Consider the following 12604-nt stretch of genomic DNA (forward strand, 5'->3'; position numbering starts at 1 on the left):
AACAACGCCGAGGGCGTTGTATCAGCCGCTCTTAAACTTTAACGCTTTCAGGTTTCGCTATCACCGTGCGCGGAATGATATCCGTTGCCGGGCAAGTCTCCATCGCATCCGAATACGCGAGCCAGCGCTGCAGGCTTTCCATGCGGCGGATGGTGATGCCCTTGCCATTGATATAACCGATCTGCTCGAAATTGGCGGGGCTGGTGGTCAGTTTCGACACGGTGGGCGCATTGTCGACCAGGCGGTCGTAGGCCTTGCGCGCCTTGTGCTCCCATTTGGCCAGCACGGGATCGTCAAAGCGGTTGCTTTCAAAATACACGGTGATGGTACGGTCGTGGTTGGCAAAGCCGACGATGGCCGCACCCTTGCGTATGGTCAACAGGACATCTTCCTTGACGCCCGTGACGGGAACGAAGACGGCGGCGCGCCCATCCGTATCCGGCCGCTCCATGGGAATATCTTGTCCGATTATGCTCATCACTTCACACTCTTCATCATCGCCTGTTGGCTTGTTGTCCCTGCATCACTGGAAGCGAGCCGCCGTGCGCATGCGTTTGCCGCTGCGCCGGGCCACTCCCAGGCTCGCTGCCATGCCCTGCAATACCATTTATCAAATAATACATTGCCGGAAAGCACTACACAAGTAATCAGGGGCGCGGCAGCCGCCTGCCCTCCGCCGGATGGGGAATGGTGTGGCCAGTGGCAATCACCTTATAATGCTGCGATTACTTCACGTCCCCCACCTCCGCACCATGACGCTTCCCGAGAATGACACCAGCCGGCTCGACGCCATCAGCGCCGCCGCCACCGAAGTGGCCGCGCAAAACGTGGCCGACCTGCTGGCCATGGCCATCTGCCACCGCCCCGACGAACCGGCCCTGATCGTCTGCGACAAGCGCAGCTGGCTCAATGTCGTGCTGACAGAAGCGTATCGCCAGGCCTTGCCGGACGCCGCCTTCATCGATTTCGACGACGTCACGCCCGACGCCGTGCTGGCCGCGTTTGCCGAACTGCCTTCCGGCAGCCTCGTCGTGCTGATCCAGTCGACCAGCTTCCGCCTGGAAGCGTTCCGCATCCGCATCGAGCTGTTCAAGCGGGGGCTGAAGGTCATCGAACACGTGCACCTGTCGCGCATGCCCGGCGTGCAGGGCTTGCATTACATCGCCTCGCTGGCCTACGACCCCGCCTATTACCGCGGCGTGGGCCATGCGCTCAAGGCGCGCATCGACGGCGCCCGTCACGGCATGGTCGACAGCGGCGGCGAGCAGCTGGTCTTCGCTTCCCCGTTCGAATCGGCCAAGCTCAATATCGGCGACTACAGCGGCATGAACAATATCGGCGGCCAGTTCCCCCTGGGCGAAGTGTTTACGGAAGCGCAGGACCTGGAAGCCGTCAATGGCCGCGTGCGCATCTTTGTTTTCGGCGACACACACTTCATGGTCAACCGCCCCGACACGCCGATCACCCTGATCATCGAAAAGGGGCGCGTGACGGGCACGGAAAACGCCACGCCGGAATTTACCGCCATGCTGGAGATCATCCGCGCGCACGAAGGCGAAGTGTGGGTGCGCGAACTGGGCTTCGGCATGAACCGCGCCTTTTCGCGCGAGCAGCTGGTCAACGACATCGGCACGTATGAACGCATGTGCGGCATCCATCTGTCGCTGGGCGCCAAGCACGGCGTCTACGCCAAGCCGCAATTCAAGCGCAAGGATGCGCGCTACCACGTCGATATCTTCGCCGTCACGCAAGCCGTTTATCTGGACGACGAGCGCGTGTACGCGGATGGCGCGTGGACGGTGGAACCCGTCGCACTCAATTGAGCCTCAGCTGAAAAATCCTGCCGCCGCCAGCTCGCGGTCCCACGGCGGCATGGGCTGGTATTCGGCCACCAGGAAATCGATCAGCGCGCGCACCTTGGGCGACGGCTGGCGGCTGGCCGGATACAGGGCGCTCAAGTGATTCAGGGGCAGCTCCCAGCCGGACAGCACGGGCAGCAGGCTGCCATCGAGCAGGTTGCGCCAGGCGAGGAACGTGGTGCTGTAGACGATGCCGAGTCCCCGCTGCGCCGCCTGGTGCAGCACCAGGCCATTGTTCGCCGTAAAACCCGCCTGCACGCGCACGCTCACAGCCTCTTGCCGGTCTCCCTCCCCGCGCTGGAAATGCCAGTTCGTGCCATCCGTCAGGTGGCTGAAGTGCAGGCACTGGTGCTTCAATAGCTCTTGCGGCATCTGCGGCACGCCCCATTGCGCCAGGTAGGCGGGACTGGCGCACAGCACTGCGCGGCACGGCGCCAGCGGACGCATGGCCAGCGCGCTGCTGTCCGGGATGCCGCCCACGCGTATCGTCAAATCAAAACCGTGGCGTATCGGATCGAGCAGCGCATCGTCGACAAACAATTCGGCCTGCACCTGGGGGTGCAGCAAACTGAAACGGGCGACGGCATCGGCCAGCCACGCGCTGCCGAAACTCGATGGCGCCTGGATGCGCAGCGGCCCGGCCAGCTCCGCCCCGGCTCCCGCCTGCGCCACGTGCGCCACCATGCGCGCCGCTTCCTGCGCCTGGCTGACGGTAGCCATGCATGGCGCCAGATAGGCGCGGCCCGCGTCCGTCAGGCTCACTTCGCGCGTGGAGCGGTGCAGCAGGCGCGCATGCAGGCGTTCTTCCAGCTGCATGATGGTCTTGCTGACCATGGCGCGCGTCAGTCCCAGGCGCTGCCCGGCCACCGTAAAGCTGCGCTGGCGCGCCACTTCGACAAAGATTTCCATCGCTTTTAGTTGATCCATGTCAAAGATTGTCTTCGCTTTGGCGACAATCTGTCAACCGCAGGGCGATTGTTTGCCGCCCTCGCCCATCCTACAATGGTGCTTTCCATTGACCTCCGGAGCCGCCGCCATGCTAACGATCGAACAACAAGAACAATACCAACGCGACGGCTACCTCATCCTGCCCGGCTTCAAGGGCGCGGACGAAATCGCCGCCTTGCGCGCGCGCGCCGAGCAGATTGTCAACGAATTCGATCCCAGCGTCAGCCAGTCCATCTTCACCACGCGCGATCAGGCGAAGAACACCAACGATTATTTTCTCGCTTCCGACAACACCATCCGCTGCTTCTTCGAGGAAGAGGCGTTTGGACCGGACGGCCAGCTGAAGCAGGCCAAGTCCCTGTCGATCAACAAGATCGGCCACGCCATGCATGACCTGGACCCCGTCTTCCGCAGCTTTTCGGCCGACCCGAAACTGGCCGCAGTGGCGCGCGACCTGGGCCTGGCGGATGCGCAGGTATGGCAATCGATGTACATCTTCAAGCAGCCCGGCATCGGCGGCGAAGTACGCTGGCACCAGGACGCCACGTATTTCGAGACCACGCCGATCAGCGTGACCACCTTCTGGTTCGCGCTGGAAGACGCGACCCTGGACAACGGCTGCCTGTGGGCGGAACCGGGCGGCCACCGCGGCCCGCTGCGCGAACGCTTCATCCGCAACGGCGACCAGGTGCGCGTGGAAAAACTTGACGCCATGCCGTGGCCCGACGACAGCACGGCCGTGCCACTGGAAGTCAAGGCCGGCGCCCTCGTCTGCTTCCATGGCTTGCTGCCCCATTACAGCGCGCCGAACCGCTCGCCCGTCTCGCGCCACGCCTACACCCTGCACGCCACCGACGGCCAGACGGAATACGCGGCCCACAACTGGATCCAGCGCGACGACGCCTTCCCCGTGCGGGGCTTCGTCTGATGCGCATCGACATCTTTGCCGCCCACTGGGGCAATAATGACCTGCCGCCCGACGTCTTCATCGACAAGGTACTGGCGGCCGGCTTCGACGGCATCGAAATGTCGCTGCCGCTGGACGTCGCCCTGCGCGAAGAGTGGACGGAGCGCATCGCCAAGGCGGGACTGCAGCTGATCGCCGCGCAGTGGGAAACCGTGTTCCACAGCGACTTCGATCTGCACCGCGCCGCCCTGGCCGAACTGCTGGAAAACGCCTGTTTGGCGCGCCCCGTGCTGGTCAACACCCATACGGGCAAGGATTTCTATACGCCGGCGCAAAACGCGCAGCTGCTCGACCTGGCCGCCGCCATCTCGGCAAAGCACGGCGTGCCCATCGTGCACGAAATCCACCGCAGCCGCTTTTCCGGCCATCCGATGCTGCTGCTGCCGTATCTGCAGCAGTATCCCGAGCTGCCATTGACGGCCGACCTGTCGCACTGGTGCTGCGCCTGCGAATCGCTGCTGGAAGACCAGCCGCAGACCCTGGCGCAGGTGCTGCCGCTGGTGCGCCACGTGCATGCGCGCGTGGGCCATGCGCAAGGGCCGCAGGTCGCCGACTTCCGCGCACCGGAAGCGAAACCGGCACTCGACGCCCACCTGGCCTGGTGGGATGCCATCGTCGCCCTGCGACGCGCCGCCGGTGCCGAGCGCATGACGTTCACGCCGGAATTCGGCCCCGCGCCGTACACGCAAACGCTGCCCTGGACGCAGCAGCCCGTGAGCGACGCATGGGAACAGAACGTCGCCATGCTCGATCTGCTGCGCACGCGCTACGCCGGCTAAGCTTCTGCGCCCCGGTGCCGGATCGCCAGGTCCGGCGCCGCGCATTGCAATTAGGTAGTGCGCTATATATACTGTGCCCATGGATACCACCACCGCCCCCAATCCCTTGCACCAGGTGCCGCGCCTGGACAGCCAGCTGTGCTTTGCGCTGTACTCGACTTCGCTTGCCATGAACAAGCTGTACCGCAAGCTCCTGCGCAAGCTCGGTCTCACCTATTCGCAATACCTGGTGATGATGGTGTTGTGGGAACGCGACGGCCTGACGGTGTCGGAAGTGGGCGAGCGCCTGTTCCTCGACTCGGCCACCCTGACGCCCCTGCTCAAGCGCATGGAGCAATCGGGCCTGTTGACGCGCACGCGCGCCGCCAGCGACGAGCGGCAAGTCATCATTTCCCTCACGGAACAGGGCGACCAGCTGCGCCATGAAGCAGCCTTGCTGCCCGAAGCCATCCTGACGGCCAGCCAGTGCAGCGTGGAACAGGTTGTGGACATGAAACAACAGCTGAACCAATTGCGCGACAGCCTGATGAAAAGTGAGTAAAGGCACCGCTTTTCCGAGCAAAATCAGGTAAAGCATCCCCCTGACAGCGCCAGGCAAAAGCTGGCGTGAAATCCGCCTTTCTTTATTACAAATCGATACATGGATGGCCCCGCCCTGCGTATAGAATAGTTGCCACTATTTCCTTACAACAACATCAGGGTGAATATGCGCATATCTTTCGGCTCCGTAGCCTCGTTGGCTCTGTGTTTTACCGTGTCGGCCTTCGCGGCCGAACCATTCGACGACAAGTTCCGCCAGCTCGAAGAGGTGCTGCCCACCCCGAATACCTACCGCACGGCCTCCGGCGCGCCGGGCCACGCCTACTGGCAGCAGCGCGCCGACTACACGATCCGCGCGACGCTGGACGAAGCCAGGCGCGAGATCGCCGGCAGCGGCACCATCACCTATCATAACCAGTCGCCCGACACCCTCGGCTACCTGTGGGTGCAGCTGGATCAGAATATCTACAAGCCCGATTCCGACGCGCGCCGCATGACCACGGCGCCCTCGCGCCAGGCGTGGGCCAAGACGACGGGCGAAGAGACCATGAAGTTCGAAGGCTTGCGCGGCATCCTCGCGCGCGGCGACTTCCAGGGCGGCTTCAATATCCGCCGCTTGACAGGCGCGGATGGCCAGCCTTTGAAATATGTAGTGAACCGCACCATGATGCGCATCGACTTGCCGCAGCCCCTGAAGCCGGGCCAGGATTTCGTCTTCCAGATCGACTGGGATTACCGCATCAACGAACAGAAGGTGCTGGGCGGGCGCGCCGGCTATGAACTCTTCGACGACAAGAACGCCCTGTTCGAAGTGGCGCAGTGGTTCCCCCGCATGGCGGCCTATTACGATGCGGCCGGCTGGCAGCACAAGCAGTTCCTCGGCTCCGGCGAATTCACGCTGGAATTCGGCGACTACGACGTGCAGCTGACCGTTCCTGCCGACCATATCGTCGCCTCCACGGGGGAGCTGCAAAACCCGCAGGAGGTGCTGTCTTCCGCGCAGCGCGAGCGCCTGGAAAAGGCCCGCGGCAGCGACAAGCCCGTCGTCATCGTCACGCAGAAGGAAGCCGAAGCGGCCGAAAAAACAGTGAGCCGCGCGCAAAAGACGTGGCACTTCAAGGCGGCCAACGTGCGCGACTTCGCCTGGGCCTCGAGCCGCAAGTTCATCTGGGATGCGCAGGGATACAAGAAGGGCGGCAGCGATGTGATGGCCATGTCCTACTATCCGAAAGAGGGTAATCCCCTGTGGGAAAAGTACAGCACGCAAGCCATCGTGCACACGATTGAACAGTACAACAAGTACAGCATCGACTATCCGTATCCGACGGCCATCTCCGTCAACGGCCCCGTGGGCGGCATGGAGTATCCGATGATCTCGTTTAACGGCCCCCGTCCGGTGAAAGACAAGAAGACGGGCGAGCTGACCTACTCCAAGCGCACCAAATATGGCCTGATCGGCGTGATCATCCACGAAGTGGGCCACAACTACTACCCGATGATCATCAACTCGGACGAGCGCCAGTGGACGTGGATGGACGAAGGCCTCAACACCTTCGTGCAATACCTGGCGCAGCAGGCGTGGGAAGAAAACTACCCGGCTTCGCGCGGCGAACCGCGCGAGATCGTCGACTACATGCGTAGCCGCGACCAGGTGCCCATCATGACCAATTCCGAGTCCCTGCTGCAGTTCGGTAACAACGCCTACGCCAAGCCGGCGGCTGGCCTGAACATCCTGCGCGAAACCATCCTCGGGCGCGAACTGTTCGACTACGCCTTCAAGGAATATGCGCAGCGCTGGAAGTTCAAGCGTCCCACGCCCGCCGACTTTTTCCGCACCATGGAAGACGCCTCCGGCACGGACCTGGACTGGTTCTGGCGCGGCTGGTTCTATACGACCGACCCGGTCGACATCAGCATCGACGGCATCAGCGAATATGGCGTGAGCTCGAAGGATCCGGCAACGGAAAAAGCCTGGAAGAAGGCGCAAAAGGACGCCCAGCCGGAATCCGTCACGAGCCGCGCCAACAAGGGCATGCCGCGCCGGGTCGAGGCGCATCCGGAGCTGAAGGATTTCTACAACCAGCACGACGATTTCACGGTGACCAACAAGGACCGCAACGCCTACGCCGAAACGCTGGCCGCCCTGGAACCGTGGGAAAAGGACTTGCTGAAACAGGGCAAGCACCTGTACCTGGTCGACCTGTCGAACGTGGGCGGCATGGTCATGCCGCTGATACTCGAAATCGAACTGAAAAGCGGCAAGAAGTACGTCGAGCGCGTGCCGGCCGAAGTGTGGCGCTACTCGCCGAAGAAAATCACCAAGGTCGTCATCACGGATGAACCGATGGTGGGCCTGGTGCAGGACCCGTACTGGGAAACGGCCGATATCGACACGAGCAACAACGCTTGGCCGAGAAAAATCACGCCGTCGCGCCTGGAACTGTTCAAGAGCGAGAAATCGCCCAAGGATAACCTGATGCGCGATTTTCATACGCCGCTGAAAGGCAAGAACGGCGGCTCGGCCAAGGGCGACGAGGCGTGAAGCGCTGGCGCCTGCTCGCTTGCGCCACGCTGGCCTGCGCCAGCATGGCGGCGGGTGCCCATAATTTTCATATGGGCATCGCCGATATCAGCTATAACGCGGCCAGCGGCAGCACCGAAGTGGTGCACACCTACACTGGCCACGACGTCGAGGCGCTGCTGACGAACCTGTACCAGCGCCAGTTCGACCTGGGCCAGGAAGACAGCGAAGCGGCGCTGCGCCGCTATGTCGAAAAACAGTTTTACCTCGTGGCGCCGGACGGCAAGCGCCTGCCCCTGAACTGGGTCGGCATGAAGGTCAATGCCGACAACGTGGTGATCTTCCAGGAGCTCGAACGCACGCGCCTAGCCCCCGCCACACGCATCCACAACCAGTTGCTGATCGATTTCCTGCCCAGCCAGCGCAACACCCTCAACGTGCAGGACAGCGGCAGCATCCAGACGCTGATTTTCGACCGCCAGAACACGGAACTGCCGATCCGCTAAGCTCCGCCACTTCCAAAGACCCATGACGCCACGCCATCTTGCCTTTCTCCTCGCCGCCCTGTTTTCACCGGTCGCCGCCCACGCCGACGACATCTTCCAGCGCGTGCTGGTCGACGGTTCGCGCCTGAACCAGCTGGGCGTGGCCGATTCGGCCAACGCGGGCAGCGTCACGCAAAAGCAGCTCGATGCGCGCACCAGCTACCGGCCCGGCGAACTGCTGGAAGCCGTGCCGGGGCTGATCGTCAGCCAGCATAGCGGCGAAGGCAAGGCCAACCAGTTCTACCTGCGCGGCTTCAACCTCGATCACGGCACGGACTTGCGCACCACCGTCGACGAGATGCCCGTCAACCAGCGCAGCCATGGCCACGGACAGGGCTGGACGGACCTGAACTTCCTGATACCCGAACTGGCCATGCGCCTCGATTACAAGAAGGGACCGTATTCGGCGGCGCAAGGCGACTTTTCCTCGGCGGGGGCGGCGTCCGTCGTGTATGCGAACCGCCTGACGCAGGGCGTCGCCAGCGTGGGACTCGGACAAAACGGCTTTCGCCGGGCCCTGCTGGCCGATTCGCCCGATGCGGGCGACGGCAGCCTGCTGTACGCGCTCGAAGCGCAGCATAACGATGGCCCGTTCACGCAGCCGGACCGCTACCGCAAGCTCAACGGCGTGCTGCGCTACAGCGAAGGCTATGCCAACAACGGCTTCAACGTCACGGCCATGGCGTACGACGCCAGCTGGAACGCCACCGACCAGATTCCGCTGCGCGCCGTACAGGACGGCACGCTGGGCCGCTTCGACGCCATCGATGCCAGCGACGGCGGCAAGGCGCAGCGCTACAGCCTGTCGGGCGCCTGGCGCCAGACGACGGACGACGTGTCGTCCAGGGTCAGCGCGTATGTGATCGCCAACCGCCTGGCCCTGTTCTCGAATTTTACGTATGCGATGGACGATCCCGACAACGGCGACCAGTTCGCCCAGCCCGACCGGCGCGTGACGGCCGGCCTCGACGCCAGCCACACCTGGCACCGCCACACGGACAGGGGCAGCAGCGACACCACCATCGGCCTGCAGCTGCAGAACGACAATATCCACAATGGCTTGTACAACACGCGGCAGCGGCAGATCCTGTCGACCACGCGGCAAGACCACATCGTCGAGTCGAGCATCGGCGTGTATGGCGAAAACAGCACGCGCTGGTCGCGCTGGCTGCGCACCGTGGCCGGCCTGCGCGCGGACGCCTACCGCTTCGACGTGCGCAGCGACCGCGCCGCCAATTCGGGCACGGCCAGCGACCATTTGTTCAGTCCCAGCCTGAGCGTGATCGCGGGACCGTGGCGCGATACGGAAGCGTATCTCAACATCGGCAATGGCTTTCACAGCAACGACGCGCGCGGCACGACGATCACCGTCGACCCGAAGACGGGCGAGGCGGCCGACAAGGTCACGCCCCTGGTGCGCTCGCGCGGGCTGGAACTGGGCTTGCGCAGCGCCGCCATCGCCGGCCTGCAAACCTCGCTGTCGCTGTACCGCCTGGACTTCGATTCCGAGCTGCTGTTCATCGGCGACGCGGGTGCCACCGAGGCGGGCCGCCCCAGCCGCCGCTACGGCTTGGAGTTTTCCAGCTACTACAAGGCGGCCAGCTGGCTGTCGCTAGACCTGGACCTGGCATATGCGCGGGCGCGCTCGCGCGGCAGCGACCCGGCGGGCGACTTCATCCCCGGCGCCATCGAAGGCGTGGCCCAGCTGGCCATGACGGTGACGCCGCCGGGGCCGTGGTCGGGTTCCTTGCGCCTGCGCTACTTCGGCCCGCGCCCGCTGATTGAAGACAACAGCGTGCGCTCCGCGGCCAGCGTGGGCTTGAACGGGCGCATCGCCTATCAGATCGACAAGACCTTGCGCGTGGAAGTCGAAGGCTACAACCTGGCCAACCGGCGCGACTCGGCCATCGACTATTACTATGCCTCGCGCCTGCCCGGCGAAGCGCAACCCGTCGACGATATCCACTTCCATCCGGTGGAATCGCGTTCGCTGCGCCTGACCCTGGTAAAGAATTTTTAACTCAACAAGAATAATTCCTATCGGACCTAACACAAGAGTTGCCGCGAAGTCGTAGAATGCCAGGCTGGATAAACTGAGACAGGCCGCATTGCGGCCCGCACCGCCATGAGCACTTCCGCACCGATCTTTACCGACCCTTCCCACGTCAAGGAAGCCTTGCGCGATGACGGCTATGCCGTCCTGCGCCCGCAGGACGTGGCCGCGCTGGCCGGCTGCCCGCTGGCCGCGCTGCGCGCGCTGGAAGGGAGCTGGAATACCCTGCCGCTGGACAATTACCTGAAGGATGGCGGCCGCTATCGCCGCCGGCGCCACTCGTGCTTCGTGCAGGATGGCGAGCGCCTGACGCAGACGGCGCACCGTCCGCACTGGCAACCGGTGGAATACAACGCCCTGCACGGCGGCATGCACCGCCTGTTCGAACCGGTCGAAGCGGCTATCGTTGCGCAAGCGGCCTGGCAGCAGCTGATCCGCGCGCTGGGCAACGCCTGCTCGCAGGTCAAGGGCAGCCAGCCGTGGTTCATCGAGGCGCACCAGTTCCGCATCGATACGACCGATGGCATCGGCCGCCCCACGCCGGAAGGCGCGCACCGCGACGGCGTCGATTTCGTCGCCGTGCTGCTGATCGGGCGCGAACAGGTCAAGGGCGGCGAGACGCGCATCTTCGAGGCCAATGGCCCCAACGGCAAGCGCTTTACCCTGACCGAGCCGTGGTCGCTGCTGCTGCTCGACGATGCGTCTGTCATCCACGAATCGACGCCGATCCAGCCGATCGGCGAACATGGCCACCGCGATACGCTCGTGCTGACCTATCGCGCAGGTCAGTTCCAGGGCGAAAACTGACAAGCAGCCACAGCATTCCCTGTGGCCAAAATAGTTACTTGGAAGTTACTTTTGCAGACCTAAATCCGATATAGTCATACGATGTCGATATTGCGCGCTCACCGCGCCCAGCATCACCACACTGAAATTCTAGGAGAGGTCTGTGGACTCCAACAACCAAATCAAGCCTGACGAAATCGAGATCCTGATCGTCGAGGATAGCCCGACCCAGGCGGAGCGCTTGCGCCGCCTGATCCAGTCCCTGCACTATAACGCGCGCGTGGCGGCCAATGGCCAGCTGGCCCTGGCCGCCATCCGCGAGCGCAAGCCGCACCTGGTGCTGTCCGACATCGTCATGCCTGAAATGAATGGCTACGACCTGTGCCGCGCCATCAAGTCCGATCCGACCTTGCGCGACATCCCCGTGATCCTCGTCACCTCGCTCAACGATCCGAAGGACATCATCCGCGGCATCGAGTGCGGCGCGGACAATTTCATCCGCAAGCCCTACGCGGAAGACTACCTGCTCAACCGCATCAGCCACATGCTGATGAACCAGAAGCTGCGCAAGAACCAGAATGTGGAAATCGGCATCGCCCTGTACCTGGGCGACCAGAAGCACTTCATCAATGCGGAGCGCCAGCAAATCCTCGACCTGCTCATTTCCACCTATGAACAGGCGGTGCAGGTCAACGGCGAACTGCAGGCGCGCGAACGCCAGGTGATCGAGCTGAACATGCGCCTGGCGCACCATGCGGCCGAACTGGAAACCATCAACCGCGAAATCGCCCTGAAGAACCTGGAGCTGGCCGAGGCGAGCCGCATGAAGTCCGCCTTCATCGCGAACATGTCGCATGAACTGCGCACGCCGCTCAACGCCATCATCGGCTTCACGGGCGCGCTGCTGATGAAATTGCCCGGCCCGCTGACGTCGGACCAGGACAAGCAACTGAACACCATCCGCGCCAGCGCGCGCCATCTGCTCTCGCTGATCAACGACATCCTCGACGTAGCCAAGATCGAAGCGGGCAAGCTGACCCTGTCGATCGAACCCGTGCACTGCCAGGAACTGATGGCCGACGTGGCCGACACCCTGCGCCCCCTGGCCCAGCAAAAGGGCCTGGCGCTGGAAATGGCGCTGGGAGAAGAAGGCCAGCCGCCCGCCATCATCGACACGGACCGCCGCGCATTGACGCAAATCCTCATCAACTTGCTCAACAACGCCATCAAGTTCACGGAACAGGGCACGGTGCGCATCAGCCTTGCCCAGCGCGACGAGGACGGCGTGCTGGTGACGGAAATGAGCATCGCCGACAGCGGCGCCGGCATCAAGGAAGAAGACCAGGCCAAGCTGTTCCAGGCCTTCTCGCAGCTCGATTCCACCTCCACGCGCCACGTGGAAGGCGCGGGACTGGGCCTGTACCTGTGCCAGAACCTGGCCAACGCCATCGGCGGCGCCCTGTTTTTCAACAGCGACTACGGCTCCGGCAGCACGTTTACACTGGCCCTGCGCAGCAAGGCCTGAGTTTCTGTGCGCCGCAGCATGAAATTTTGATTTCTTGCCATCCAGGACAGACCGATACAGTAGTTCTACGGTATTGCACCG

General features: G+C 63.3%; 11 protein-coding genes. 9 read left to right on the forward strand and 2 right to left on the reverse strand.

From position 1 onward, the window contains the following. Positions 1–31: 31 nt before the first annotated feature. Complete coding sequence (locus OX460_RS12000) at positions 32–478, reverse strand: hypothetical protein (RefSeq protein WP_251350602.1); 447 nt, start codon at positions 476–478, stop codon at positions 32–34. Positions 479–752: 274 nt separating this feature from the next. Between OX460_RS12000 and OX460_RS12005 the strand changes: the two genes are divergently transcribed. Then, positions 753–1823, forward strand: coding sequence for a hypothetical protein (locus tag OX460_RS12005; RefSeq protein ID WP_251350601.1), 1071 nt, complete (start codon positions 753–755; stop codon positions 1821–1823). 3 nt (positions 1824–1826) lie between these two features. On the opposite strand, the gene OX460_RS12010 is transcribed toward OX460_RS12005, so the two are convergent. Next, positions 1827–2786, reverse strand: a complete 960-nt coding sequence (locus tag OX460_RS12010) for a LysR family transcriptional regulator (RefSeq protein ID WP_289898744.1) — start codon at positions 2784–2786, stop codon at positions 1827–1829. 109 nt (positions 2787–2895) lie between these two features. On the opposite strand from OX460_RS12010, the gene OX460_RS12015 reads away from it, so the two are divergent. The 8 genes from OX460_RS12015 to OX460_RS12050 all read left to right on the forward strand — a co-directional run bounded on the left by OX460_RS12015 (position 2896) and on the right by OX460_RS12050 (position 12523). After that, positions 2896–3735 (forward strand): phytanoyl-CoA dioxygenase family protein, encoded by an 840-nt coding sequence (locus OX460_RS12015; RefSeq protein WP_289898745.1) that lies wholly within the window; start codon positions 2896–2898, stop codon positions 3733–3735. After that, entirely contained in the window at positions 3735–4553 is an 819-nt protein-coding gene (locus OX460_RS12020; RefSeq protein WP_289898746.1) for a sugar phosphate isomerase/epimerase, read from the forward strand. The genes OX460_RS12015 and OX460_RS12020 overlap by 1 nt, the downstream gene beginning before the upstream one ends. Positions 4554–4632: 79 nt before the next feature. Beyond that, positions 4633–5094 (forward strand): MarR family transcriptional regulator, encoded by a 462-nt coding sequence (locus tag OX460_RS12025; RefSeq protein ID WP_099666727.1) that lies wholly within the window; start codon positions 4633–4635, stop codon positions 5092–5094. 165 nt (positions 5095–5259) lie between these two features. Further along, on the forward strand, positions 5260–7635 hold the full coding sequence (locus tag OX460_RS12030; protein ID WP_289898747.1) for a M1 family metallopeptidase: 2376 nt from the start codon (positions 5260–5262) through the stop codon (positions 7633–7635). Continuing rightward, positions 7632–8120, forward strand: coding sequence for a DUF6702 family protein (locus OX460_RS12035; RefSeq protein WP_289898748.1), 489 nt, complete (start codon positions 7632–7634; stop codon positions 8118–8120). Before OX460_RS12030 ends, OX460_RS12035 begins: the two co-directional genes overlap by 4 nt. A gap of 22 nt (positions 8121–8142) precedes the next feature. Next, entirely contained in the window at positions 8143–10179 is a 2037-nt protein-coding gene (locus OX460_RS12040) for a TonB-dependent receptor (protein ID WP_289898749.1), read from the forward strand. A 105-nt stretch (positions 10180–10284) separates the two neighbouring features. Next, positions 10285–11019: a 2OG-Fe dioxygenase family protein gene (locus OX460_RS12045; RefSeq protein ID WP_251350592.1), complete on the forward strand. Its 735-nt coding sequence runs from the start codon at positions 10285–10287 to the stop codon at positions 11017–11019. Positions 11020–11161: 142 nt separating this feature from the next. Then, positions 11162–12523 carry a response regulator gene (locus tag OX460_RS12050; RefSeq protein WP_099666722.1) on the forward strand — a complete coding sequence of 454 codons (1362 nt, stop codon included), beginning with the start codon at positions 11162–11164 and terminating at the stop codon, positions 12521–12523. Positions 12524–12604: the final 81 nt, after the last annotated feature.

This window comes from Janthinobacterium sp. SUN033, from assembly GCF_030397595.1.
In the GTDB taxonomy this organism is placed as follows: domain Bacteria; phylum Pseudomonadota; class Gammaproteobacteria; order Burkholderiales; family Burkholderiaceae_D; genus Janthinobacterium; species Janthinobacterium kumbetense.

Bases quoted from the DNA above. Each gene is read 5' to 3' on its own strand.
- OX460_RS12015 (WP_289898745.1), top strand. From the start codon at position 2,896: ATGCTAACGATCGAACAACAAGAACAATACCAACGCGACGGCTACCTC.
- OX460_RS12045 (WP_251350592.1), top strand. From the start codon at position 10,285: ATGAGCACTTCCGCACCGATCTTTACCGACCCTTCCCACGTCAAGGAA.
- OX460_RS12005 (WP_251350601.1), top strand. From the start codon at position 753: ATGACGCTTCCCGAGAATGACACCAGCCGGCTCGACGCCATCAGCGCC.
- OX460_RS12040 (WP_289898749.1), top strand. From the start codon at position 8,143: ATGACGCCACGCCATCTTGCCTTTCTCCTCGCCGCCCTGTTTTCACCG.
- OX460_RS12030 (WP_289898747.1), top strand. From the start codon at position 5,260: ATGCGCATATCTTTCGGCTCCGTAGCCTCGTTGGCTCTGTGTTTTACC.
- OX460_RS12025 (WP_099666727.1), top strand. From the start codon at position 4,633: ATGGATACCACCACCGCCCCCAATCCCTTGCACCAGGTGCCGCGCCTG.
- OX460_RS12010 (WP_289898744.1), bottom strand. From the start codon at position 2,786: ATGGATCAACTAAAAGCGATGGAAATCTTTGTCGAAGTGGCGCGCCAG.
- OX460_RS12020 (WP_289898746.1), top strand. From the start codon at position 3,735: ATGCGCATCGACATCTTTGCCGCCCACTGGGGCAATAATGACCTGCCG.
- OX460_RS12000 (WP_251350602.1), bottom strand. From the start codon at position 478: ATGAGCATAATCGGACAAGATATTCCCATGGAGCGGCCGGATACGGAT.